The 22,821-nt window shown below is 66.1% G+C and carries 25 protein-coding genes and 1 pseudogene; 7 read left to right on the forward strand and 19 right to left on the reverse strand.

Annotated features, from left to right (window positions below; all coding sequences use genetic code 11):
* Positions 1–27 precede the first annotated feature (27 nt).
* Positions 28–1,140, reverse strand: coding sequence for a 3-isopropylmalate dehydrogenase (gene leuB, locus MUB46_RS21885; protein WP_261618106.1), 1,113 nt, complete (start codon positions 1,138–1,140; stop codon positions 28–30).
* A 42-nt stretch (positions 1,141–1,182) separates the two neighbouring features.
* Positions 1,183–2,565: an argininosuccinate lyase gene (gene argH, locus MUB46_RS21890; protein WP_261618107.1), complete on the reverse strand. Its 1,383-nt coding sequence runs from the start codon at positions 2,563–2,565 to the stop codon at positions 1,183–1,185.
* Between the two features lie 69 nt (positions 2,566–2,634).
* Between argH and tlpA the strand changes: the two genes are divergently transcribed.
* Positions 2,635–3,291 carry a thiol:disulfide interchange protein TlpA gene (tlpA, locus tag MUB46_RS21895; protein WP_261618108.1) on the forward strand — a complete coding sequence of 219 codons (657 nt, stop codon included), beginning with the start codon at positions 2,635–2,637 and terminating at the stop codon, positions 3,289–3,291.
* Positions 3,292–3,303: 12 nt separating this feature from the next.
* Here the strand turns inward: tlpA and MUB46_RS21900 are convergent, their stop codons facing one another.
* The 13 genes and pseudogenes from MUB46_RS21900 to MUB46_RS21965 form a co-directional block, all read right to left on the reverse strand.
* Positions 3,304–3,654 carry a hypothetical protein gene (locus MUB46_RS21900; protein ID WP_261618109.1) on the reverse strand — a complete coding sequence of 117 codons (351 nt, stop codon included), beginning with the start codon at positions 3,652–3,654 and terminating at the stop codon, positions 3,304–3,306.
* A gap of 21 nt (positions 3,655–3,675) precedes the next feature.
* Positions 3,676–3,879, reverse strand: coding sequence for a putative motility protein (locus MUB46_RS21905; protein ID WP_261618110.1), 204 nt, complete (start codon positions 3,877–3,879; stop codon positions 3,676–3,678).
* Positions 3,880–3,966: 87 nt separating this feature from the next.
* Positions 3,967–4,170: a hypothetical protein gene (locus tag MUB46_RS21910; protein WP_261618111.1), complete on the reverse strand. Its 204-nt coding sequence runs from the start codon at positions 4,168–4,170 to the stop codon at positions 3,967–3,969.
* A gap of 129 nt (positions 4,171–4,299) precedes the next feature.
* Entirely contained in the window at positions 4,300–4,503 is a 204-nt protein-coding gene (locus tag MUB46_RS21915; protein WP_261618112.1) for a hypothetical protein, read from the reverse strand.
* Between the two features lie 340 nt (positions 4,504–4,843).
* Entirely contained in the window at positions 4,844–5,746 is a 903-nt protein-coding gene (locus MUB46_RS21920) for a 3-hydroxybutyryl-CoA dehydrogenase (RefSeq protein WP_315902773.1), read from the reverse strand.
* Between the two features lie 89 nt (positions 5,747–5,835).
* Positions 5,836–6,780 carry an electron transfer flavoprotein subunit alpha/FixB family protein gene (locus tag MUB46_RS21925; protein ID WP_261618113.1) on the reverse strand — a complete coding sequence of 315 codons (945 nt, stop codon included), beginning with the start codon at positions 6,778–6,780 and terminating at the stop codon, positions 5,836–5,838.
* Complete coding sequence (locus tag MUB46_RS21930) at positions 6,780–7,529, reverse strand: electron transfer flavoprotein subunit beta/FixA family protein (protein WP_261618114.1); 750 nt, start codon at positions 7,527–7,529, stop codon at positions 6,780–6,782. Before MUB46_RS21930 ends, MUB46_RS21925 begins: the two co-directional genes overlap by 1 nt.
* A gap of 232 nt (positions 7,530–7,761) precedes the next feature.
* Positions 7,762–8,481, reverse strand: a complete 720-nt coding sequence (locus MUB46_RS21935; protein WP_261618115.1) for a rhomboid family intramembrane serine protease — start codon at positions 8,479–8,481, stop codon at positions 7,762–7,764.
* 38 nt (positions 8,482–8,519) lie between these two features.
* Positions 8,520–9,107 carry a cob(I)yrinic acid a,c-diamide adenosyltransferase gene (locus MUB46_RS21940; protein ID WP_261618116.1) on the reverse strand — a complete coding sequence of 196 codons (588 nt, stop codon included), beginning with the start codon at positions 9,105–9,107 and terminating at the stop codon, positions 8,520–8,522.
* Between the two features lie 12 nt (positions 9,108–9,119).
* Positions 9,120–9,317, reverse strand: coding sequence for a twin transmembrane helix small protein (locus tag MUB46_RS21945; protein WP_261618117.1), 198 nt, complete (start codon positions 9,315–9,317; stop codon positions 9,120–9,122).
* A 34-nt stretch (positions 9,318–9,351) separates the two neighbouring features.
* Positions 9,352–9,854: pseudogene (locus MUB46_RS24470) on the reverse strand (TspO/MBR family protein).
* Between the two features lie 74 nt (positions 9,855–9,928).
* Entirely contained in the window at positions 9,929–10,771 is an 843-nt protein-coding gene (locus tag MUB46_RS21960) for an SDR family oxidoreductase (RefSeq protein ID WP_261618119.1), read from the reverse strand.
* Positions 10,772–10,783: 12 nt separating this feature from the next.
* A complete protein-coding gene (locus MUB46_RS21965; RefSeq protein ID WP_261618120.1) occupies positions 10,784–11,677 on the reverse strand; it encodes a LysR family transcriptional regulator in 894 nt (297 codons plus the stop codon).
* A gap of 143 nt (positions 11,678–11,820) precedes the next feature.
* Between MUB46_RS21965 and MUB46_RS21970 the strand changes: the two genes are divergently transcribed.
* Both MUB46_RS21970 and MUB46_RS21975 read left to right on the forward strand, forming a co-directional pair.
* Complete coding sequence (locus MUB46_RS21970; protein WP_261618121.1) at positions 11,821–12,819, forward strand: NAD-dependent epimerase/dehydratase family protein; 999 nt, start codon at positions 11,821–11,823, stop codon at positions 12,817–12,819.
* Positions 12,820–12,953: 134 nt separating this feature from the next.
* Positions 12,954–13,244: a hypothetical protein gene (locus MUB46_RS21975; protein ID WP_261618122.1), complete on the forward strand. Its 291-nt coding sequence runs from the start codon at positions 12,954–12,956 to the stop codon at positions 13,242–13,244.
* A 42-nt stretch (positions 13,245–13,286) separates the two neighbouring features.
* On the opposite strand, the gene MUB46_RS21980 is transcribed toward MUB46_RS21975, so the two are convergent.
* The gene (locus MUB46_RS21980; protein WP_261618123.1) at positions 13,287–14,960 is read right to left on the reverse strand and encodes an acyl-CoA dehydrogenase family protein; all 1,674 of its coding nucleotides are present in this window, start codon (positions 14,958–14,960) and stop codon (positions 13,287–13,289) included.
* Positions 14,961–15,054: 94 nt separating this feature from the next.
* On the reverse strand, positions 15,055–15,969 hold the full coding sequence (locus MUB46_RS21985; RefSeq protein WP_261618124.1) for a DMT family transporter: 915 nt from the start codon (positions 15,967–15,969) through the stop codon (positions 15,055–15,057).
* A 112-nt stretch (positions 15,970–16,081) separates the two neighbouring features.
* On the opposite strand from MUB46_RS21985, the gene MUB46_RS21990 reads away from it, so the two are divergent.
* Complete coding sequence (locus MUB46_RS21990; protein ID WP_261618125.1) at positions 16,082–17,053, forward strand: YihY/virulence factor BrkB family protein; 972 nt, start codon at positions 16,082–16,084, stop codon at positions 17,051–17,053.
* Here MUB46_RS21990 and MUB46_RS21995 read toward each other — a convergent pair.
* Together MUB46_RS21995 and ccrA are read right to left on the reverse strand one after the other, a co-directional pair.
* The gene (locus MUB46_RS21995; RefSeq protein WP_261618126.1) at positions 17,048–17,515 is read right to left on the reverse strand and encodes a hypothetical protein; all 468 of its coding nucleotides are present in this window, start codon (positions 17,513–17,515) and stop codon (positions 17,048–17,050) included. The two genes, MUB46_RS21990 and MUB46_RS21995, sit on opposite strands and share 6 nt — an antisense overlap.
* A gap of 102 nt (positions 17,516–17,617) precedes the next feature.
* Positions 17,618–18,913 carry a crotonyl-CoA carboxylase/reductase gene (gene ccrA, locus MUB46_RS22000; protein ID WP_261618127.1) on the reverse strand — a complete coding sequence of 432 codons (1,296 nt, stop codon included), beginning with the start codon at positions 18,911–18,913 and terminating at the stop codon, positions 17,618–17,620.
* 182 nt (positions 18,914–19,095) lie between these two features.
* On the opposite strand from ccrA, the gene MUB46_RS22005 reads away from it, so the two are divergent.
* The 3 genes from MUB46_RS22005 to MUB46_RS22015 all read left to right on the forward strand — a co-directional run bounded on the left by MUB46_RS22005 (position 19,096) and on the right by MUB46_RS22015 (position 22,791).
* A complete protein-coding gene (locus MUB46_RS22005; protein ID WP_261618128.1) occupies positions 19,096–20,319 on the forward strand; it encodes a hypothetical protein in 1,224 nt (407 codons plus the stop codon).
* Positions 20,320–20,427: 108 nt separating this feature from the next.
* Positions 20,428–20,682: a GlsB/YeaQ/YmgE family stress response membrane protein gene (locus MUB46_RS22010; RefSeq protein WP_261618129.1), complete on the forward strand. Its 255-nt coding sequence runs from the start codon at positions 20,428–20,430 to the stop codon at positions 20,680–20,682.
* Positions 20,683–20,805: 123 nt separating this feature from the next.
* On the forward strand, positions 20,806–22,791 hold the full coding sequence (locus tag MUB46_RS22015; protein WP_261618130.1) for a protein meaA: 1,986 nt from the start codon (positions 20,806–20,808) through the stop codon (positions 22,789–22,791).
* Positions 22,792–22,821 lie beyond the last annotated feature (30 nt).

The raw sequence follows: 22,821 nt of genomic DNA on the forward strand, positions 1-22,821 counted from the left end.
CCCGTGCGGACCGCGACCGATCGTGTCCTAGCCGGCCCGCTTCGACATGGCCGCGAGGATCGCGTCACCCATGTCGCTGGTCGAGACCGAGTTCTGGCCCTTGGCGGCCAGGTCGGCGGTGCGGGCGCCGGAGGCGAGCACGTCGGCGATGGCGCCGTCGACGAGATCGGCGGCGTCTCCCATGTCGCAGGAATAGCGCAGGGCCATGCCCAGCGATGCGATCATGGCGATCGGGTTGGCGATGCCCTTGCCGGCGATGTCCGGCGCGGAACCGTGCACGGGCTCATAGAGCGCCTTGCGCTTGCCGGTCTCCGGGTCCGGTGCGCCGAGGGAGGCCGACGGCAGCATGCCGAGCGAGCCGGTCAGCATGGCGGCAACGTCGGACAGCATGTCGCCGAACAGGTTGTCGGTGACGATGACGTCGAACTGCTTGGGCCAGCGGACGAGCTGCATGCCGCCGGCGTCGGCCAGCATGTGCTCAAGCTCGACGTCGGGATACTCGGCCTTGTGGACCGCACTGACCAACTGGTTCCAGAGGACGCCGGAGCGCATGACGTTGCGCTTCTCCATCGACGTCACCTTGTTGTTGCGGGCGCGGGCGAGTTCGAAGGCGACACGGGCGATGCGCTCAATCTCGTGCGTCGTGTAGAGCTGCGTGTCGACGGCGCGCTTCTCGCCGTTCTCCAGGGTCACGATCTCCTTCGGCTCGCCGAAATAGACGCCGCCGGTGAGCTCGCGCAGGATCAGGATGTCGAGGCCCTCGATCACGTCACGCTTCAGGCTGGAGGCGTCGGCGAGCGCGGGATAGCAGATCGCCGGGCGCAGATTGGCGAACAGCTCCAGGTCCTTCCTGAGCCGCAGCAGGCCCGCTTCCGGGCGCACCTCGTAGGGCACCGAATCCCACTTCGGACCGCCGACGGCGCCGAAAATCACGGCGTCGGCCTTCTGCGCCTTGTCCATGGCGTCGTCGGAAATCGACTCGCCATGGGCGTCATAGGCCGAGCCGCCGACGAGGTCGGTCTCGGTCTCGAAGGTCGCACCGGAGTTCTTGTCGAGCCAGGTCAGCACGCGGCCAACCTCGGTCATCACCTCGGGGCCGATGCCATCGCCGGGCAAAAGGAGCAGATTGAAGGACGCCATAGTTCTTCCCTTGTCTTGAAACCAACCGTTTTGCGAAGGCCGTCAGGCCTTGAGTTTTTCCAGCCAGGCTTCCGCCTGCGCCTTGACGTTGGCGGGCGCGGTGCCGCCATAGCTTGTGCGGCTCTTCACCGAATTCTCGACGCCGAGCACCTCGAAGATCTCCGCCGTGATCCTCGGCTCGATCGCCTGCATATCGTCCAGCGCCAGAGCGTCGAGATCGCGCCCGGACTGCGCGGCGAGACCGACGACACGGCCGGTGACGTGATGGGCCTCGCGGAACGGCATGTTGAGCGTGCGCACGAGCCAGTCGGCGAGATCGGTCGCGGTCGAGTAGCCGGCGCCGGCGGCCGCCTGCATCCGTTCCCGGTTTGGCTCCATGTCGGAGACCATGCCGGTCATCGCCGCCACCGCGAGTTCCGCGGCATCGAGGGCGTCGAAGAACGGCTCCTTGTCCTCCTGCATGTCCTTCGAATAGGTCAGCGGCAGGCCCTTCATCACCGTCAGCAGGCCGACCATCGCGCCGAAGATGCGGCCGGTCTTGGCGCGCACCAGCTCGGCGGCATCGGGATTGCGCTTCTGCGGCATGATCGAGGACCCGGTGGTCCAGGCGTCCGACAGGTGGACGAAGCCGAACTGGGCCGACGACCAGATCACGATCTCCTCGGCGAAGCGCGACAGGTGCATCGCCATGATCGACAGCGCTGACAGGGTTTCGAGCACGAAATCGCGGTCGGCGACGGCATCGAGCGAATTGGCCGTCGGCCGGTCGAAGCCGAGTGCCTTCGCGGTCATCTCCCGGTCGATCGGAAACGAGGTGCCGGCAAGCGCGGCGGATCCGAGCGGGCTTTCGTTGAGCCGCCTGCGGGCATCCACGACGCGGCCGCGGTCGCGCCCCGTCATCTCGACATAGGCGAGCAGGTGGTGGCCGAAGGTGACGGGCTGCGCCGCCTGCAGGTGGGTGAAGCCCGGCATCACCGCGTCGTAGTGCGCCGCGGCCTTCCCGGCCAGCGCACGCTGCAGGGCGGCGAGCGCCGTGTCCAGCCGGTCGAGCGCGTCGCGGACGTAGAGGCGGAAATCGGTCGCCACCTGGTCGTTGCGCGAGCGGGCGGTATGCAGCCTGCCGGCCGCGGGGCCGACGAGCTCGGAGAGCCGCGACTCGACATTCATGTGAATGTCCTCGAGCGCGGTCGAGAAATCGAACGATCCGGACTCGATCTCTGACGCGATCGTGTCTAGACCGTGAGTGATCGCCTTCGCATCTTCGGGCGTCAGGATGCCGGTTTCCGCCAGCATGGCCGCATGCGCCTTGGAGCCGGCGATGTCCTGTTGCCACAGGCGGCGATCGAAATCGATGGACGCGTTGATCGCTTCCATCACAGCATCGGGACCTGCGACGAAACGGCCGCCCCACATCTTGTTGCTCATGGCGTCACTCTCATGGCGTTATTTCCCCGGGGGCGGACCCCGGTGCCGGTTAGGGACTAAGAAGACACGATGGACCAGAACAGATCTTCCGGCCGCGGACGCATCGTCTTGATCGGCGCATTGGGCGTCGCCGCCGCGATTGCTGCCGTCGGCATATACGGGATCGCTGGGCCGAATGGCAACGGCGAGGCCGGTCTTTGCGCGAGTTCGAGCGAACTGGCGGCAACGGTCGACGGCCTGGCGACCGGCGATGTGGCGGCCCTGATCGTCAATCAGACACCGAAGCCGGCGCCGGACCTGACCTTCGTCGACGATACGGGTGCCACCAGAAAGCTCTCGGACTGGAAGGGCAGGGCGGTCCTGTTCAATCTGTGGGCGACATGGTGCGCACCCTGTCGCCACGAGATGCCGGCGCTCGACAACCTGCAGGCCGCGCTCGGCGGGGACGATTTCGAGGTGGTCGCGGTCAACATCGATACCGGGGGCGACGAAAAGCCGAAGAGATTCCTGGAAGAGGTGAAGGTCGATGACCTCGCCTACTATGCCGACCATACGACGGACGTGTTCCGCGAACTGAAGAAGGCCGGCCGGGCGTTCGGGCTGCCGACGACGCTGCTCATCGACAGGAATGGCTGCGAGATCGCGCACATGGCCGGGCCTGCGGAATGGGATTCGGACGACGCGAAAGGCGTCGTGCGCGCGCTGATCGGTGGCAGCCAACAGTAGGCTGGCGCGCCGTCAGGCGAAGATATCGGTCATGGCGTTGAAATCTTCGGCCGCTTTCAGAAGTTCGCGATTACGCGCCTGGATGTCAGCCTCGATGCGCGTGACGGCCTGTCGCATGGCGAGGTTGACGAGTTCCTGGCCGGCCGAGGCATTGATCGAAAACAGGGACGTTGCGTAGGACTTCGCCGAGGCTGCGCCTTGCTGGACGGCCTGACGGTTCATCCGCGCACCATTGTTGAAGCGCTTGGACTGCGTCGTCTGATTTGCAAGGTAGAACTTCCCGCCGATCGCCACCGGTTCACCTCCAATAACGCCGGGTCCTACGGAAAAGCGTTGACAGACCGGCGTGGCGAGCGCCGACAATCGCTTCGCCGGATGGTTCCATCAGACCGTTACGTCCAGGTTTCCGCCAACCCCTGCCGCGGTGCTCTTTGCCAGTTGGGTGAGAGTCTCGCTGCTCTGCTCGAGCATGGCGACGACAGTCTTGCCGGCCTCGGCATTCATCTTCAGCATCTTGGCGGCGGCTGCCGTCTGTACCTTGGCCGCGCTGACGGATGCGAACGATGCGGCGATGGCGCTCGGTTCCATGGGCTACTCCGATATGGGCGGAGGGAACCTTGAAGGGGAGCGCTTAAGTTTCCGCTAAGCGCGATCGAGGTTGCGAAGACGCGCCGATCAAACCGAGATGTCGAGAACCTCGCCCGTGCCCGCGGCCACGTCGGCGGCGATGCGCTCCAGGTCGTCGGCGCTTTCGTGGAATGCCTCGAGCACGCGTTCGGCCGCCTTCGGGTTCATGTCCATCATCTTGGCGGCGACCGCGAGCGCGACGTCCGCCTTGTGGCGGGCGAGAAGTACCGAAACGGCAAGCGTCGGATCCATCGGATTGCGATCCTTTCGGCTACGGGTAACCCGGATTTTCGGGCTGTCGGCTTAACGCGGACCTTCAAGAAACGGTAAACGTTGACTGCTCGTGCGTCCGCCGCGCCCGAACAGGCTGCGCGATGGCGGTCAGACCGTGATGTCCAGGGACCCGCCGCTGCCTTTGGCCAGTTCGTCCACCTCGCGTTCCACCGATGCGACGGTGTCGTCGACGGCCTTTACCAGGTCCTTGGCGTCCTGCGGATCCGGGTTCTGCATCTTGGCCGCGAACGCCATGGCCAATTCGGCTCGATGTTTGGCGAGCAGCATCGATACGGCGATCTGAGATATCATGGTGTTACGAGCCTCTGGACCGATAACGTCGAGAGTGTCTCGCTGCCGGATTAACGGGACCTTTAAATAAAAGGTAAACGGCCGCGGCCTATTCAGGCGCCCTTGGCCGGATCTTCGCGTCCGACCGGCACTGCTGAGAGGGCGTGCCGGACCGGGATGTCCGCTCGGATGGTATGCGAGACTACCGTCGTCGCCTTAAGATTTGATTGAGCCGGGGACCGGGAACCGTGCCGGCAGCAGTGTGAACCCGGCGGCACCGTCAACCCGGTTGGCGCGAGGGCGACAGGCGTCCCCTCGTCGCGTCAAATCCGAACGACCGTGCCCGAAGGGACGGTCGGGATCAGCGGGTGGGGACGGGTGTCTCGCCGCGGTAGTCGTAGAAACCGCGCTGGGCCTTGCGGCCGAGCCAGCCGGCCTCGACGTATTTCACCAGGAGCGGGCAGGGCCGGTACTTGGAGTCGGCGAGGCCTTCGTAAAGCACCTGCATGATCGACAGGCAGGTATCCAGGCCGATGAAGTCTGCGAGCTCGAGCGGGCCCATCGGGTGGCGCGCGCCAAGACGCATGGCGGTGTCGATGGCTTCCACCGAACCGACGCCCTCGTAGAGGACGTATACCGCCTCGTTGATCATCGGCAGAAGGATGCGGTTGACCATGAAGGCCGGGAAGTCTTCCGACACGGCGATGGTCTTGCCGAGCTCGTCGACGAACGTGCGGGCGGTCTCGAAGGTGGCGTCCTCGGTGGCGATGCCACGGACGAGTTCCACCAGTTCCATGACCGGCACCGGATTCATGAAATGAATGCCGATGAAGCGCTCCGGCCGGTCGGTCGAAGCGGCGAGTCGGGTGATCGAAATCGACGAGGTGTTGGTGGAGAGCAGCGCCTCCGGCTTCAGGACCGGGCAGAGCGCCTTGTAGATCTCGCGCTTGACGGTCTCGTTCTCGACGGCGGATTCGATCACGAGATCGACTTCGCCGAGACCGGGCAGCGTCGGGCACCCGGAGATACGGCCGAGCGCGGCCTGGCGTTCTTCCTCGGAGATGCGGCCGGAGGACACCTGCCGGGCCATGTTGCCATTGATGGTGGCAAGCCCGGACTCGATGCGGTCGACATTGACGTCATGGAGCATGACGTCGAACCCACCCAAGGCGCAGACATGCGCGATGCCGTTGCCCATCTGGCCGGCGCCGATAACGCCGACCGTGCGGATCTTTGTGCCTGTCGTGCCGTCTGTCACGCTCACTTCACTCCATCATGCGGTCGAGCACGAGCTATCACGTTCGGCATGCCGCGTGAAGTGGCTTCATGCTGCAACGCACCAACACCCGGTCACTACTTCCCGATCTTGGCCAGTTCCTGGTCCAGTTCGGGCAGGATCTGGAAGAGGTCGCCAACCAGGCCGTAGTCGGCGACCTGGAAGATCGGTGCCTCCTCGTCCTTGTTGATGGCGACGATCACCTTGGAGTCCTTCATGCCGGCGAGATGCTGGATCGCGCCGGAGATGCCGACCGCCACGTAGAGCTCCGGTGCGACGACCTTGCCGGTCTGGCCCACCTGGTAGTCGTTCGACATGTAACCGGCATCGACGGCGGCGCGGCTGGCGCCAATCGCGGCCCCGAGCCTGTCGGCGACCGGCATCAGCACCGTCTCGAAGTTCTCGCCCGAGGCCATGCCGCGGCCGCCGGAAACGACGATCTTCGCCGACGTCAGTTCCGGGCGATCCGACTTGGTCAATTCCTCGCCGATGAATTCGGAAACAGCCGGCAGATCCGGCACCGTGGTGGCCTCGACCGAAGCCGAGCCGTTCATCTCGACGGCCGGGAACGCGGTGGCGCGCACCGTGACGACCTTCTTGGGATCGTTCGACTTCACCACCTGGATGGCGTTGCCGGCGTAGATCGGCCGTTCGAACGTGTCGGGACCTTCGACCGCCGTGATCTCGGAGATCTGCATGACGTCGAGCAGGGCCGCGACGCGCGGCATGAAATTCTTGGCGCTGGTCGTCGCGGCGGCGACGATGGCGTCGTAGTCGCCGGCGAGCGACACGACGAGGGCCGCCAGCGGCTCGGCCAGGCGGTGCTCGAGCGCACCGGACTCGGCCAGTAGCACCTTGCGGGCACCGGCAAGCTTGGCGGCGTCCTCGGCAACGGCCGCGCAGCCCTGGCCCGCGACCAGAACGTCGACGTCGGAGCCGATGGCCTGGGCGGCGCTCATGGCCTTGGCGGTCATGTCGCTCAGGGCGGCGTTGTCGTGTTCGGCAATGAGAAGAACGGCCATCAGATTACACCCGCCTCGTTCTTGAGTTTGTCCACCAGTTCCGCGACGGAGCCGACCTTGACGCCGGCCTGGCGCGCGGGGGGCTCGGTGGTCTTGACGACCTCGAGCCGCGGGGTGACGTCGACGCCGTAGTCGCCGGGCGTCTTTTCGTCGATCGGCTTCTTCTTGGCCTTCATGATGTTGGGCAGTGAGGCATAGCGCGGCTCGTTGAGGCGCAGGTCCGTGGTGACGATCGCCGGGGCGTTCAGCTTCACCGTCTGCAGGCCGCCGTCGATCTCGCGGGTGACGGTGATCGAGCCGTCGCCGATCTCGACCTTTGAGGCGAAAGTGCCCTGCGGCCAGCCGAGCAAGGCGGCCAGCATCTGGCCGGTCTGGTTGGCGTCGTCGTCGATCGCCTGCTTGCCGAGGATCACGAGGCCGGGGCCTTCGGCCTCGACAACGCCCTTGAGGATCTTGGCGACTGCGAGCGGTTCGACCGGCGCGTCGGACTTGACCAGGATGCCGCGGTCGGCGCCCATGGCCAGTGCCGTCCGGATGGTCTCGGCTGCCTGGGCCGGACCGATCGACACGGCGATGATCTCCTCGGCCTTGCCGGCCTCCTTCAGCCGGATGGCTTCCTCGACGGCGATTTCGTCGAACGGATTCATCGACATCTTCACATTGGCCAGCTCAACGCCGGTTCCGTCCGCCTTGACGCGGATCTTGACGTTGTAGTCGACCACCCGCTTGACGGGCACCAATACCTTCATAGAGCGCAACTCCCTCAGTGGGGACACAGAAAGAAAACGATGTGTCACAAGACTTTGACGCAGTGCACACCGACAAGGTCTGAACGGACGCGAAATCCGTGCTTCGCGCCTCTATACAATCGACAGCCGGCCAAAGCGCGGCGGACGGTAATTGCGGTGCAGCAAAGTGTCAACGCCGGGGCTATGCTATGGGGTGCGACGCGATGGGGTGCGGCGCTCTCGGGGGCGGCGCTCAGGAACGCGATGGCGGCACGGCCGTGACGAGGCCGCGGTCGAACAGCGGCACGCCGCGCCGGCGCATGAACACCACCAACACCGCGCCGGCGGCCAAACCGCCGATATGCGCCCACCAGGCGACGGACTCGTTCTCGGCCGCGGTCAGGACCGAGAAAACCTGCAGGACCACCCAGAATCCGAGCACCCAGGCCGCTTTCAGCCGGAGCGGGACGCGCCACAGCACCAGTACCCAGACCTTCACGTTGGGATGCAGCATCAGGTAGGCGGCGATGACGCCGGAAACCGCGCCGCTGGCGCCGACCAGCGGGGCAACGGACTGTGGCTGGGCGAAATCGTGAACCAGTGCGGCGGCGACACCGCACAGGAGATAGAAGGTTAGGAAGCGCCAATGCCCCATGGCATCCTCGACATTGTCGCCGAAGACCCACAGGAACAGCATGTTGGAGGCCAGGTGCAGGAAACCGCCGTGCACGAATTGGTAGGTCAGGAGCGTGAAGCTCTCCGGTACGACGGCGTACTGGGCCGGCAGTTCCCGGTAGTCGTTGAACACGGCCGGGATGAGGCCGAAGGTATAGGCCGTGGTCTCGAGCGCATCGGCGAACAACCCGCTGACGAAGACGACGTAGACAAAGACGTTGACGACGATCAGCGCGACCGTGACGTACTGGAACGGGAGATGACGCAGCGGATTGTTGTCGCTGATCGGCACGAACATGTCCGGCTCCCCCGTATTCCGCTAGCCAAGCCTAGGGCTCAGCGGTTCTGTCCGGCCACCCACAAGACCTCGTCACTGCCCTTGCCGTTGGCCCAGCGGCTGGCGACGAACAGGAAATCCGACAGCCGGTTGACGTATTTCAGCGCCATCTCGCCGACGCGCTCGCCTTCGCTCATGGCCAGTTCGACCATCAGCCGTTCGGCCCGGCGCGAAACCGTGCGGGCCAGATGCAGATGCGCCGCGGCCGGCGTGCCGCCCGGCAGGACGAAGGACCGCAGCGGCTTCAGATCGGCGTTCAGGCGATCGATCTCGCTTTCAAGGCGCGTCACCTGAGCCTCGACGATACGCAGCGGCTCCCACTCCAGTGTCTCGCCCGTGTCGGGCGTGCACAGGTCGGCGCCGAGGTCGAACAGGTCGTTCTGGATGCGGCCCAACATCGTGTCGAGCTCGGCGAACTGGGGATCGGCCGCGGTGTGGAGGCGGACGATGCCGATCGTCGCGTTGGTCTCGTCGACGGTGCCGTATGCCGAGACCCTGAGATCGTGCTTCGGCCGGCGCTCGCCGGTCGACAGGGCGGTCGTGCCGGCATCGCCGGTCTTCGTGTAGATCTTGTTCAGGATGACCATGGTGCGCTTCCGCTAGTGCCGGCTCATCAGCCAGATCGTCACCATGATCACGCAGATCGCCAGGAATTGCAGGCCGACGCGCCAGCGCATCAGCTTCTGCGACATATTGGGGCTGCCCCCGCGCATCATGTTCCACAGGCCGAGCAGCAGGACGACGGCCACGGCGGCGATGGCGAGGGGTACGATGTAGGAGACGAACAGGTCGGACATTTCGGACGCTTTCTCGCCGGTCGGTGCGCCGGCATCAAGCGTTCATAGCAAAGATTGTTGCGTTGAGCACCGTCGCGAACGCGACCCAGGCGAGATAAGGCGCCATCAACAGCCCGGCGGGATGCGAAACCGCTCGGAACAGCAAGGTGGTGCGCCCGACGGCCGCTAGCAGGGGCAGGATGATCAAAAGGCCGAGGAGCGGGCTTTGGGCTCCGAAAAACGCCCAGGACCAAAGGGCATTGAGGGTCAATTGCACCGCGAAGGCGAAAAGACCGCGCCTTCGCCGCAGTCGAAAGCCGGGGCGCGCCAGACAAGCCAGGCGGCGACCGCCATCATGATGTAGAGCGCGGTCCAGACGATGGGAAAAACGAGAGGCGGCGGCGTCCATGCCGGCTTTGCGAGGCCGGCGTACCAGGGATCGATGTTGGGCGTGGTGGCGAGCGAGCCGAGAAAACCGACGATCAGGCACAGCGCCACGAGGCCGCCGAGTGCGGCGGCATCGACGAGGCGCGATCGTTCGGGACCCTGCTGGCTCATGCCTGTCACGGGCGGCTACTCCTCCACATTCACCGGACATACGGCGCCGGACGCCCGGCAAGATCACTCCGACGTCATTTTTCCGCGTCCGAGGCGCGCGCGAGAAACGCGTGCAATGCCCGGGTCGGCAACGCCCGCCGCAGCCCAGCGGCCACGCCCGCGGGGACGGTGACCCGGTAGCGCGGTCGGGGGGCGGGCGCATCCAGCGCGTGACGCAGCTTCACGAACACCGCCTCGGGCCCGCGTTTGAACCGCGACGCGGAGCCGCCGCGTTCCATACGGGCCATGCGGGTGCGGTAGGTCTCGCGGTGAATCGACCCGTCGATATCGATCGTCCGGCGGAACACCTCCAGCGCATTCGGCTCGAAGCGGCTGTCGATCGGTCCCGGCTCGATCAGGCTGACATGGATGCCGGTGCCGAGAAGTTCCAGCCGCATCGTTTCGCTCAAGCCCTCCAGCGCGTATTTCGAGGCGATGTAGGCCCCGCGGTATTTCATCGGGATATAGCCGAGCACCGAGGAACACTGGACGATGCGGCCATGCCCCTGCTCGCGCATCACCGGGATCAGGCGGCGGGTCAGCGTATGCCAGCCGAAGAAATTCGCTTCGAACTCGGCCCGCAAGACGTCGGTCGGCAGGTCTTCGACGGCGCCGGCCTGGGCATAGGCGCCGTTGTTGAACAGGGCGTCGAGGCGGTGGCCGGTGGCGGCGAGCACGGCGTCGGCTGCGGCATGGATCGAGGCTTCATCCGCATAATCGAGCCGGACCGCCTCGAAGCCGGCGCTGAGGAGCCGGTCGACATCGGCGGGCTTGCGGGCGGCGGCGAAGACACGCCAGCCGGTTTCGCGCAGCCGTTCGGCGCAATGGGCGCCGATGCCACTCGAGCAGCCGGTAATCAGTATGGAGCGATCGGTCACGGGGCTGCTGCCTTAGAGGTCGAGCGCGGAGAGGCGTTCGGCGAGGAAATCGTAGACGAAGCGGATCCGGCGTGAATGACGCAGATCGCGATGGGCGGTCAACCAGATCGGCAGCTCGAGCACCTCGTGTTTTATGTCGGGGAACAGCCGAACGAGGCCGTCGCGGCGGCCGAGATAGGCGGGGCCGAAGCCGATGCCGAAACCGGCTTTCGCCATTTCCCAACCGGCGGACTGGGAATCGCAGCGATAGCTGAAGAAGTCGCGATCGATTTCAATGCCGACGCGACGGAAACCGCGGACAATGACGTCGATACGGTCGAAACCGATCATGGAATGTCGGTCGAGATCGGAGAGTTCGGTGGGGGTGCCGCGCCGCGCCAGGTAGTCGGGATGGGCGAACATGCCGATCTCAAGGTCGTTGACGTGGCGCGTGATGACGTCGTTCTGCTCGGGGCGGAACATCCTGAGCGCGATGTCGGCCTCGCGCAGAAGCAGGTTGTCCGGCGTCATGCTGGCCACCACGTCGATCCCGATCCGCGGTTCGGCGAGATGCAGGGCGGCGAGGATATCGGGCAGCAGATAGATCGCCACCATCTCGCTCGCAGTGATGCGGACGGTGCCTTCGATGGCCTCGGCCTTGCCTTCGGCGACGCGTCGCAGGCTTTCGGCGCGCTCGCGCATGTCCTGAGCGTGCTCGACCAGCGAAAGGGCGGTTTCGGTGATGCGCAGCCCCGATGACGTGCGGTCGAACAGACGCACGCCGAGCGACTGCTCAAGATCGGCGACATGGCGGCCGACGGTCGGCTGGCTGATGCCAAGCCGGCGCGCCGCCGCGGACAGGCTGCCGGTTTCGGCGGTGGCGAGGAAGGAGGGGATCAGGTTCCAGTCCAGGTTCCGTGACACCATGGAACACCCTCGGATAGCACTGGTTTCGCCAGATCATTCATTTTTGAATAGCTGCATGTCAACTCTTGCGAATGTTCATTCGGCTTTGTGGTGTCCATCTCCATCCGTGTCGAGCGGGTAAGCCACGTTTGGAGGAGAAGGCCATGATCGAACGCCATCAGGACCGGAAGACAGCTTTGATATTGGGTGCGCGCGGCCGGCTCGGGCGAGTCGTCCTGGACGAATTCGTCCGGCGTGGCTGGCGGGTGCGGGCCCTGGTGCGATCCGCCACGGGCGTGCCGGCATTGGACGATGTCGTGGCGATCGAGGGCGATGCCCGGTCCCGGCGCGACCTTATCGCCGCCGCCGAGGGCGTCGACGTCATCGTCAACGCGACCAATCCGCCGTTTCCGGCCTGGCAACCGGCAGTGTTCGAGATCACCGAGGCGGTGATCTCGGCCGCACGAACGAGCGGTGCCGTGCATCTGTTTCCCGGCAATATCTACAACTACGGCTGGCCGATGCCGGATGTCATCAGCGAGACGACGCCGCAACGGCCGACGACGCGGAAAGGCGCGATACGGGTGGAGGCGGAGCGACGCTATCGCGAGGCCGCCGATCTCTACGGCGTTCGCACGATCGTGCTGCGGGCGGGCGACTATTTCGGCGGCGATGGGCGCGGCAGCTGGTTCGACCAGGTCATCGCCGGCAAGGCGGCGCGGGGCAAGATGACCTATCCGGGACCGCTCAACCTGGCCCATGCCTGGGCCTATCTTCCGGACCTTGCGGCAACCTTCGAAGCCCTGGCGCGCCAGCGCGACGAATTCGGTACCTTCGAGACGTTCCATTTCGCCGGGCACACGGCGACCGGCGCCGATGTAGCGGCGGCGATGGAGACGGCGATCGGCAGACCGCTGTCCGTCGGGCGGCTGCCGTGGCGCGTGATGCGGCTCGCCGCGCCGGTCGTGCGCTCATGGCGGGAGCTTTCCGAGCTCGCCTACCTCTGGCACGTGGCGCACAGGCTGGACGGAGCCAAGCTCGAAATGGCGATCGGTGAGATTCCGCACACGTCGTTCGACCGTGCGATCCGCGAGAGCCTTGACGCTCTGGGCATCGATACCCGTCCGACCCGGCCTGCCGCGGCGCAACTGGCTGCCGTTTAGGGCGTGTTGCCGGATCGTCGAGCCGCCGGGGGGCCGGCGAGCCTGTCCTCTACCGATCTGTCGTGCGTCCTGTGCTATGCTTTCGGAACAGCGAAGCAAGAGGGAGCGTCCGGATGCGACGAGCGATCCAACTAATGACACTGGCGGGTGCTGGCGTCCTGATTGCGCAGGCGGCGCTTGCCGGTCCAATCATCCTCAGGAACGACTACTCTCCGAGTATCTGCGGCCTCGAGGTCTCCGTCGGCGAGAACGCGCCGAACGCGCCGGTGCAGCAGTTCGGCGGCATCGAACAGCCGTGGGAGCAGTCCTTCGACGCATCGAAGATCTGCTACCGGGTTTCCGAACCGCCGGACACCTGCGGGGCCTGGAGCGACTGGCGGTGCTGTGAAGCCAAGGACGGCGAGTCGCTCTGCGCGATCGAGTGATCGCGCAGGCGTACCCGAGATGACGCGGAGGCCGGCGGGACCCTAGTTCCCGCCGTCGAGCAGGCGCCGTGCGATCACCTGGGCCTGGATCTCGGCCGCGCCCTCGAAGATGTTGAGGATGCGCGCGTCGCAGAGAACGCGGCTTACGGGGAATTCCAGCGCGAAGCCGTTGCCGCCGTGGATCTGGACGGCGTTGTCGGCGGCGGCCCAGGCGACGCGCGCGCCGAGCAGCTTGGCCATGCCTGCCTCGAGGTCGCAGCGCCGTCCGGCGTCCTTCTCCCGCGCGGCATAGTAGGTGAGCTGGCGGGCGATCAGGATTTCGGCCGCCATCATCGCCAGCTTGTCGGAAACGCGCGGGAACTCGACGGTGGCCTTGCCGAACTGGATCCGCTCCATCGCGTAGTTGAGGCCGAGCTCCATCGCGCATTGGGCGACGCCGATGGCGCGTGCCGCGGTCTGGATGCGGGCTGACTCGAAGGTCTGCATCAGCTGCTTGAAGCCTTGGCCCTCCTCGCCGCCGAGCAGGTTCTCCGCTTTCACCTCGAAGTCGTCGAAGGAGATGTCGAACTCCTTCATGCCGCGATAGCCGAGCACCTCGATCTCGCCGCCGGACATGCCGGCCGCGGGGAACGGATCCTCGTCGGTGCCGCGCGGCTTCTCCGCGAGCAGCATCGACAGGCCCCGGTAGCCCTTCTCGTCCGGATTGGTGCGCACGAGCAGCGTCATCAGGTCGGCGCGGACGGGATGGGTGATCCAGGTCTTCTGGCCGGTGACCTTGTAGACGTCCCCTTCCAGGGTCGCGCGGGTCCGCAGCGAGGCGAGGTCCGAACCGGTGTTCGGCTCGGTGAAGACGGCGGTCGGCAGAACTTCGCCGGAGGCGATCAGCGGCAACCATTTCTGCTTCTGCGCGTCGGTGCCGCCGGCCAGGATCAGCTCGGCGGCGATCTCGGAGCGGGTGCCGAGCGAGCCGACGGCGATCCAGCCGCGCGACAGTTCCTCGGAGACGACGCACATGGATTCCTTACCGAGGCCGAGCCCGCCGTATTCCTCCGGGATCGTCAGGCCGAAGACGCCGAGCTCGGCGACATGCTGGACCACCTCCATCGGAATGTAGGCGTTCTCCAGGTGCCATTCCTGTGCGCTCGGCACCACTTCGGACTCGGCGAAACGACGCATCTCGACGCGCATCGCCTCGAGCGTTTCGTCGAGACCGGGGTCGCCGATGTCGCCGGGGCCCTTGTCGCGCATCAGCGCGACGAGGCGCGCGCGTGCTTCCGGCGTATTGCCGCCGGCGATCAGCTCGCGCACGGTCTCGGTCATGAACTGGGCGATGTCGCCGTCGCTCAGGCCGAGATCGCCGGGGCGCACGAATTCGCCCTGGCTCATCGGAATGCCGCCGGCGATCTGTGCCAGGTATTCGGACGCGCCGATGCGCACGCACAGCTCTTCGGCCTCGCCGAAGCGGCCTTCGGCGCCCATGCGCTCGGTATAGGCGGCGAGCTGACGGATCGCCTCGGCATAGGTCCCCAGCCACGACAGGCCATGGGCGGCACGCTGGTTCGCCTCCAGTTTCGCCGGCGACACCTTGCCGGCCTCGGAGACGTGCGCGGCGACGGCGCTGCGCGCCTGGGCGAGCAGGCGGCCCGCCGCGTCTGCGGCTTGCGTGAGAGCGGCGGCGAGATCGGACTGGGCATTCGAGGCGGCGGCAAGCGACATTCTTGGCGATCCGGTTCCTATGTTGCAGTGCGGCGAAAATAACGCCTGCGGCGGCCAACGCAAACCGACTTTGGTTTGTGGTGACCGAAATTCCTCACGTCGCCGGGCGCGTGGCGATCGCGACGCCGCCGACGGTGACGGCCATGCCGGCGATCTGCACGAGGGTCAGGGTCTCGCCATACAGGGCCCAGGCGATCAGCGCGGTGCATGGCGGCACCAGGTAGAACAGTGTCGACAGCCTGGCGATCGCGCCGCGGCGGATCAGGACCATGTAGATCAGGATCGCGCCGATCGACAGCACCAGAACGAGCCAGGCCATGGCGAAGATCACTTCGCCGGTCCAGTCGATGCGCAGGTCCTCGGTCGCCAGCGCCCCGACGCCGACGACGATGGCGCCGCCGACATATTGCAGGAATGTGCCGGTGCGCAGGTCGGTGTTCGCGGCATGCGCCTTCTGCCAGATCGAGCCCAGCACGATGCTCAAGACCGCGAAGAGGGTCGCGCCGACGGTGACCGGCGTGATGCCGGTGCCGGTCATCTCGATCCTGGGGCCGAGTACCAGCGCGAGCCCGACGAGGCCGACGACAAGGCCGAACCAGTGCGAGCGGGTGACCTTCTCGCCGAGGAACGGCCCGGCCAGAAGCCCGGTCAGCATAGGCTGCAGCGCCACGATCAGCGCGGCGATGCCTGCCGGCAGGCCATGGTAGACCGCCCAGAAGACGCCGCCGAGATAGCCGCCCTGCAACAAGGCGCCGGCGATCATGGAATCGGCGGTGGCGCGCCCCCGCCGCGGCCAGCTGGCGCGCCCGATGAGCGCGGCGATCAGCAGCAACGCGCCGGCTAGGACGAAACGCAGGAAAAGGAAGCTCAGCGGCTCGGCGCCGCCTGCGGCCGCCCGCGCGCCGATATAGCCGGTCGACCAGAGCAGCACGAACAGGCCGGGCATGATCCGGACGAAAACCGTCTCATCTGGCGGAGCGGCGGCGGGGGCGGGCGGATCGGTGCGCATTACAGCCGGTTATCGTTTCACATTACGGTATACAAGCGCCGGAAAGCAGTGGCCGCCATGCGTTGAAGACCGGGCTTGTCGGCGGTGGACCGAAAATCTCAGAATGGACGCAATGGCGGATACGAAGAATTCGACCGGAAACGAGAACGCGGAGATGGCGAACGCGGAGCCGGATGCCGGCCGGCCGGCGACGGCGGCGGGCATGCGCCGCTATCTCCACTGGAAAGCCTCCCGCAAGGACGCCTGGTGGATATCCAAGGTCATCTACCGCGCGGGGGAGCGGTTCCTGATGGATGACGGCCTCTACATGGCGAGCGCTCTCGCCTTTTCGCTGGTTCTGGCGATCTTTCCCTTCATCATCTTCATGACGGCCCTGACCGGCTTCCTCGGCGGCCCGCGACTGGCGGGATGGATCACCAGAGCCCTTTTCGACACGCTGCCCGATCAGGTCGCGCAGGCGCTGGAACCGGAAATCTGGAATGTCCTGATTCGCGATGCCGGCGGCGGCCTGCTTACCTTTTCGCTGCTCGTCATGCTGATCAGCGTGTCCGGCGCGGTGGAGACGGTGCGCGGTGGGCTCAATCGTGCCTACGGCCTGGCCGAAACACGCTCGGTGTTTCGCACCCGAATCGAGTCGATCGTGTTCGTGATCCTGACCACCGTCGCGCTGACGGTCGTGGCCTTCGTCGCCGTGGTCGCGCCGGTCAGCTATGCCGCGCTGCTCTCGTTCGTTCCCGATGCGGTCGACCTTCATCCGACCTTCGATCTCCTGCGCCAGGTTTTCCTGGCCCTGATCCTGGCGGCTCTGCTCTTTGCCCTGCACGTGCTGCTACCGGATTACGAGAAGCGCCATCCCCCGGTCTGGCCGGGCATTCTGGCGACCCTGGCGCTCTGGTGGCTTTCCGCACGCGCGTTCTCCTGGTACCTGGCCTCGTTCGCCGATTATGCGCGTGTCTATGCCGGCCTTGCCGGCATCGTGGCGGCTTTGATTTTTTTCTATCTGGCGAGCGCCATTCTGCTGTTCGCCGGTGCGCTCAACCGGGCTGTTCAGGAAGGGCGGCGGGAGCGGGCGGCCGGTTCATGAACCGGCGTCGGCGGGGCGGCAGTCGCGCAGATCCTTCAACGCGGTTCCGGCCGCCGTCGCGGCCTTGTCGATAACGGCGTCGGTGATCGCGATCTTGCGCTCGCGCAGCGACTGAAGCGTGGCCTGCATCGTGTCGAGCCGCACGCCGAGCGCGTCGACACGGGCGTCCAGGTCGCTACGGCGCTCCTCGATCGCGACGCGGAGCTCGGCGATCTCCGTCGAGGCGACCCGCAATTCGGCCAGCGCGTCGGCGGGATTGAGTCCGGTGGAGGCGATGGCGGCCTGGGTCACGTCGCCGGCGATGTCGGTCGAGAACGTGCGGACCTTGCCGATCAGAACGATGCCCGAAATCGCGGCGACGATGAACAGCAGCAGCGTCGCATTGAAAAGGGCGAGCAGCAGATTGCCGATGGTTCGGCCGAGGCGTGCGCCGAACGAGGGTTGCGATTGCGATTGGGTCATGACTGTCTCCCGCGTCCGGCGCGGAGGGCTCCGCGCCGAATCCCGGGAGACAGGTTACACCGGTTCGAAGAAATTCTTGACCGGTGATCGCGGCGGCGCCGGTCAGTCGGCGCTCGCCTCCAGAACGTCCTCGAAGCTTCTCAGTCCCGTTGCCGGCGACTGCACGAGAACGGCCATGTTCCCCGGCGCGTGCTCGTTCTTCCACATCTTCATGTGCGCCTTGGGGATCTGCGCCCAGGGGAAGACCTCGGACATGCACGGGTCGATGCGCCGCTCGATGACGAACTTGTTGGCGTCGCTGGCCTGCTTCAGATGGGCGAAGTGCGAGCCCTGGACGCGCTTCTGGCGCATCCACACATAGCGCGCGTCGAAGGTCAGGTTGTACCCGCTCGTGCCGGCGCAGAAGACGACCATGCCGCCGCGCTTCGCCACCAGGCAGGAGACCGGGAAGGTCGCCTCGCCGGGATGCTCGAAGACCATGTCGACGTCATTGCCCTTGCCGGTGATGTCCCAGATCGCCTTGCCGAACGCGCGCGCGCCCTTCAGCCACTCGGCGTACTCCGGCGTGTTGACCGTCGGCATCTGGCCCCAGCAGTCGAAGTCCCTGCGGTTGATGACGCCGCGCGCGCCGAGCGAGGTAACGAACTCGCGCTTGTCGTCGTCGGAAATGACGCCGATGGCGTTGGCGCCGGCGGCGGCGATGAGCTGGATGGCCATGGAGCCCAGGCCGCCGGACGCGCCCCAGACCAGCACGTTGTCGGCGGGCTTGAGGTCATGCGGCGGGTGGCCGAACAGCATGCGGTACGCGGTCGCCAGCGTCAGCGTGTAGCAGGCCGATTCCTCCCAGGTCAGGTGCTGGGGGCGCGGCATCAGCTGCTGGGCCTGTACGCGGCAGAACTGCGCGAAGGAGCCGTCCGGCGTCTCGTAGCCCCAGATCCGCTGGGTCGGCGAGAACATCGGGTCGCCGCCGTTGCATTCCTCGTCGTCGCCATCGTCCTGGTTGCAGTGGATGACGACCTCGTCGCCGACTTTCCAGCGCTTCACCTTGGACCCGACGGCCCAGACGATGCCCGAGGCATCGGAGCCGGCAACATGGAGGTCGGCCTTGTGGACGGCGAAAGGCGTGATCGGCTGACCGAGCGCGGCCCAGATGCCGTTGTAGTTCACGCCGGCCGCCATCACGAGCACCAGCACTTCGTTGGAATCGATCTCCCAGGTCGGCACCACCTCGACCTGCATCGCCTCGTCCGGCGGTCCGTGGCGATCCTGCCGGATTGCCCAGGCGTACATATTCTTGGGTACATGGCCGAGCGGCGGAATCTCCCCCACTTCGTAAAGGTCTTTCTTTTCGGCTTCGTAGACCGGGGGTTGGGCCTGCTCCGCGACGTTCGTCGCCATAGTTCACCTCCCATTTCCGCGGGGCTTTCCGCGAGACCAATCGAGTTCGATGGCCCGCTACGTCCTTTCGGACGGTCCCGGACCGTACGCGTCCTACACATGCCCCAAACTGGTGTTGCAGTGCAACAAGAACCATGCCGGTCTGTTTTCGTGACATACTTCGGCCCGGAGGCGCCGTCGCTTTGATCGCGAATGCCGTTGCCATCACAACCGCCCTCGCCGTCGCGGCTTTCGTCTTGTCGCCGCGCGTACGCGCTTCGTCGCATTGGAGAGCGACGGTCACGCCGCTGGCTTCGATCATCGGGTCGGGCTTCCTCGTCTCGCTGCCGATCCTCACAAGCGCCGTGGGGCACTACGCGATCGTGGCGATGGCGGCGCTGTTGGGACTGTCCTACCTGTTCGGGAGCGCCATCCGGTTCAACATCCGCTACGGCGAGCCGATGTTCGCCGAGGAGGGGCCGAGCCACCTCATGCCGGTCGAGCGCATGTCGCACATCGCGCTCGCCTTCGCCTACTTCATTTCCGTCGCCTACTACCTGACGCTTCTTTCGGCCTTCCTGCTGAAGGCGATCGGCTTGCCGGATCCCTTGTTGGCGCAGTCCATCACCACGGCGATCCTGGTCGCCATCGGGGCGTTCGGATTGTGGAAGGGCCTGCACGGGCTGGAGGGCGTCGAGGAATATGCCGTCGGGCTGAAGCTTGCGATCATCGCCGCGGTGCTGGCGGCCCTTGCCCTCCTCAACATCAATCTTCTCGTGGCCGGCGACTGGGCGCCGGCGCACGTTCCAGGCGTCGTGGAATGGGACGATGTCCGCATCGTGCTGGGGCTCCTGATCGTGGTGCAGGGCTTCGAGACCTCCCGGTTCCTTGCTGGCGAGTATCCGCCGGACACCCGCATCCGCACGATGCGACTCGCGCAGTTTATCGCTGGCGCGATCTACCTGGCCTTCTTCGCGCTTGCCCTGGTCGTCGCAGAGAAACACCCGGTCAACGGCGATGTCGCGGTGATGATCGATCTGGTCGCCGCGGCCGCGCCGGTGCTGCCGATCATGCTGGCCGCGGGTGCCGTCTTCGCGCAGCTTTCGGCCGCGATCGCCGATGCGATCGCGAGTGCCGGACTGATCCAGGAGGAAACGAGAGGAGCGATCCGGCGGCGTGGCGCGTATCCGGTCATCGCGGCAATCGGCGTGCTGATCGTCTGGAGCACCGACGTGTTCTCCATCATCGCGCTGTCGTCGCGTGCCTTTGCGCTGTTCTACGCGCTGCAATGCGTGGTGGCCGCGCAGGTGGCCTTGCGGGCGCCCGACGTCGACCGTCGCCGGCTGCGGGCGCTGGGTTTCGTCGTGCTCGCCGTCTTGGCATTCGCCGCCGCCGTTTTCGGGCTGCCGTCGGAGGGCGGCGAATAGCGCCGTTCTGCGCGTTTCACGAGGGATCGGCTATAGTGTCGCCGCGGGAGCATGGCGCACCCGGTGATTCGCCCGTGTCGCCCGCGGCAGACCCACAGGAGGCCAATTATGGGCATAGAATCGATTGTTTCGCTTCTGGTCATCGGCGCGGTCGCGGGATGGCTGGCGGGTCTCATCATGCAGGGCCGCGGCTTCGGCGTTATCGGCAATATCGCCGTCGGCATCGTCGGTGCGCTGATCGGCACCTATGTCCTGGGGGCGCTCGGCATCATGATAGGCGGCACATGGGTTTCCGCGATCATCAACTCGGTGATCGGCGCCGTGATCCTGCTGTTCATCATCGGGCTGGTGAAGAAGGCCTGATCCGGGCGGCAAGCGGCGAATCGACGACGGCCCGGACCGGGCCGTCGAGAGCGTGGTCTTTGTCTTATTGCATTGCAGCGAAGGTGGCGGTTTTATAGGGGCCGGTTAAATGGGGACCCTAATATGACCGACACGCCCGACCGCGATCGCCCGTGGATCTTCCGGACCTATGCCGGCCATTCGACGGCTGCGGAATCGAACCGGCTTTATCGCGGCAATCTCGCCAAGGGCCAGACGGGCCTGTCGATCGCCTTCGACCTGCCCACGCAGACCGGCTACGACTCCGACCACGTGCTGGCGCGCGGCGAGGTGGGCAAGGTGGGCGTGCCCATCTCCCATCTCGGCGACATGCAGGCCCTTCTCGACGGCATTCCGCTCGAGAAGATGAACACCTCGATGACGATCAACGCCACGGCCGCCTGGCTGCTGGCGCTCTACGTCGCCGCCGCCGACGCGCAGGGAGCGGACCGGTCCAAGCTGACCGGGACGACGCAGAACGATATCATCAAGGAATACCTGTCGCGCGGCACCTACGTGTTCCCGCCGGCGCCGTCTTTGAAGCTGACCACCGACGTCATCGCCTGGACCTGTCGGGAAGTGCCGAAGTGGAACCCCGTAAACGTCTGTTCCTATCACCTGCAGGAAGCCGGTGCGACGCCGGTGCAGGAGCTCGCCTTCGCGCTTGCCAACGCGATCGCCATTCTCGACAGCGTCAAGGCGTCGGGCGCGATCCCGGAGGATCAGTTTCCCGAGGCGGTGGGGCGCATCTCGTTCTTTGTCAACGCGGGCATCCGCTTCGTCACCGAGATCTGCAAGATGCGGGCGTTCACCGAGTTGTGGGACGAGATCACGGCGGAGCGGTACGGCATCGAAGACGCCCGCTATCGCCGCTTCCGCTATGGCGTGCAGGTCAACTCGCTGGGACTGACCGAGCAGCAGCCCGAGAACAACGTCACCCGAATCCTGATCGAGATGCTCGCCGTTACGCTGTCGAAGGGTGCGCGTGCCCGCGCGGTGCAGCTGCCGGCGTGGAATGAAGCGCTCGGCCTGCCGCGGCCCTGGGACCAGCAGTGGTCTTTGCGCATGCAGCAGATCCTGGCCTACGAGACCGATTTGCTCGAATACGGCGACCTCTTCGACGGCTCGACGGTGGTCGCGGCGAAGGTGGACGAACTCAAGACCGCCGCGCGCGCCGAACTGGAGTCCGTGCTCGCCGTCGGCGGCGCCGTCGAGGCGGTCGAGTCCGGCTACATGAAGCAGGCGCTCGTCGCCTCCAACACCGAGCGGCTCGAGCAGATCGAGCGCGGCGGCAAGATGGTCGTCGGCGTGAACGCCTATACCGAGACCGAGCCGTCGCCGCTTTCGACCGGCACCGGCGCGGTGCTGACCGTTCCCGAATGGGTGGAGCGCGACCAGATCGAGCGGCTCAACGCCTGGCGCGAACAGCGCGACGAGGCTGCCGCTGAGGCCGCGCTCGCGGACCTGCGCCGGGCCGCGAACGAAGGCCGCAACGTCATGGAGGCGTCGGTCGCCTGCGCCAAGGCCGGGGTTACGACCGGCGAATGGGGCTGGGCGCTGCGCCAGTCCTTCGGCGAGTTCCGCGCGCCGACCGGTGTCGGACGCGCGCCGCGCAACGATACCGAGGGGCTCGACGAGATCCGCGCCGAGGTCGATCGGGTGTCCAAGCGGCTCGGCCGCAAGCTCGCCTTCCTGGTCGGCAAGCCGGGACTCGACGGTCATTCGAACGGAGCCGAGCAGATCGCCGTGCGCGCCCGCGATTCCGGCATGGACGTGGTCTACGAGGGCATCCGCCTGACGCCCGCCGAGATCGTCGAGGCGGCGAAAGAGGACAAGGTCCACATCATCGGCCTGTCGGTGCTCTCCGGCAGCCACGTGCCGCTCGTCACCGAAGTGATGGAACGCATGCGGGCGGCGGGCATAGACGATGTGCCGGTCGTCGTCGGGGGGATCATTCCGCCGGAGGACGCCGAGGCGCTGAAACAGGCCGGCGTCGCCGGGGTCTACACGCCCAAGGACTTCCGCCTCAACGACATCATGACCGACGTCGTGCGCATCGTCGACGAGGGCATCGAGAAGGAAGTCGCCTGACGGGAGACGGCAGTGGCCTGACGGCGCCGC

The organism is Microbaculum marinisediminis (genome assembly GCF_025397915.1).
GTDB lineage: Bacteria > Pseudomonadota > Alphaproteobacteria > Rhizobiales > Tepidamorphaceae > Microbaculum > Microbaculum marinisediminis.

Bases quoted from the DNA above. Each gene is read 5' to 3' on its own strand.
- MUB46_RS21970 (WP_261618121.1), top strand. From the start codon at position 11,821: ATGATCGAACGCCATCAGGACCGGAAGACAGCTTTGATATTGGGTGCG.
- MUB46_RS21975 (WP_261618122.1), top strand. From the start codon at position 12,954: ATGACACTGGCGGGTGCTGGCGTCCTGATTGCGCAGGCGGCGCTTGCC.
- MUB46_RS21930 (WP_261618114.1), bottom strand. From the start codon at position 7,529: ATGAAGGTATTGGTGCCCGTCAAGCGGGTGGTCGACTACAACGTCAAG.
- ccrA (WP_261618127.1), bottom strand. From the start codon at position 18,913: ATGGCGACGAACGTCGCGGAGCAGGCCCAACCCCCGGTCTACGAAGCC.
- MUB46_RS21965 (WP_261618120.1), bottom strand. From the start codon at position 11,677: ATGGTGTCACGGAACCTGGACTGGAACCTGATCCCCTCCTTCCTCGCC.
- MUB46_RS21915 (WP_261618112.1), bottom strand. From the start codon at position 4,503: ATGATATCTCAGATCGCCGTATCGATGCTGCTCGCCAAACATCGAGCC.
- MUB46_RS21985 (WP_261618124.1), bottom strand. From the start codon at position 15,969: ATGCGCACCGATCCGCCCGCCCCCGCCGCCGCTCCGCCAGATGAGACG.
- MUB46_RS21990 (WP_261618125.1), top strand. From the start codon at position 16,082: ATGGCGGATACGAAGAATTCGACCGGAAACGAGAACGCGGAGATGGCG.
- MUB46_RS22015 (WP_261618130.1), top strand. From the start codon at position 20,806: ATGACCGACACGCCCGACCGCGATCGCCCGTGGATCTTCCGGACCTAT.
- MUB46_RS21945 (WP_261618117.1), bottom strand. From the start codon at position 9,317: ATGTCCGACCTGTTCGTCTCCTACATCGTACCCCTCGCCATCGCCGCC.
- MUB46_RS21925 (WP_261618113.1), bottom strand. From the start codon at position 6,780: ATGGCCGTTCTTCTCATTGCCGAACACGACAACGCCGCCCTGAGCGAC.
- MUB46_RS21940 (WP_261618116.1), bottom strand. From the start codon at position 9,107: ATGGTCATCCTGAACAAGATCTACACGAAGACCGGCGATGCCGGCACG.
- MUB46_RS21980 (WP_261618123.1), bottom strand. From the start codon at position 14,960: ATGTCGCTTGCCGCCGCCTCGAATGCCCAGTCCGATCTCGCCGCCGCT.
- argH (WP_261618107.1), bottom strand. From the start codon at position 2,565: ATGAGCAACAAGATGTGGGGCGGCCGTTTCGTCGCAGGTCCCGATGCT.
- tlpA (WP_261618108.1), top strand. From the start codon at position 2,635: ATGGACCAGAACAGATCTTCCGGCCGCGGACGCATCGTCTTGATCGGC.
- MUB46_RS21935 (WP_261618115.1), bottom strand. From the start codon at position 8,481: ATGTTCGTGCCGATCAGCGACAACAATCCGCTGCGTCATCTCCCGTTC.
- MUB46_RS22010 (WP_261618129.1), top strand. From the start codon at position 20,428: ATGGGCATAGAATCGATTGTTTCGCTTCTGGTCATCGGCGCGGTCGCG.
- MUB46_RS21905 (WP_261618110.1), bottom strand. From the start codon at position 3,879: ATGGAACCGAGCGCCATCGCCGCATCGTTCGCATCCGTCAGCGCGGCC.
- MUB46_RS21910 (WP_261618111.1), bottom strand. From the start codon at position 4,170: ATGGATCCGACGCTTGCCGTTTCGGTACTTCTCGCCCGCCACAAGGCG.
- leuB (WP_261618106.1), bottom strand. From the start codon at position 1,140: ATGGCGTCCTTCAATCTGCTCCTTTTGCCCGGCGATGGCATCGGCCCC.
- MUB46_RS21995 (WP_261618126.1), bottom strand. From the start codon at position 17,515: ATGACCCAATCGCAATCGCAACCCTCGTTCGGCGCACGCCTCGGCCGA.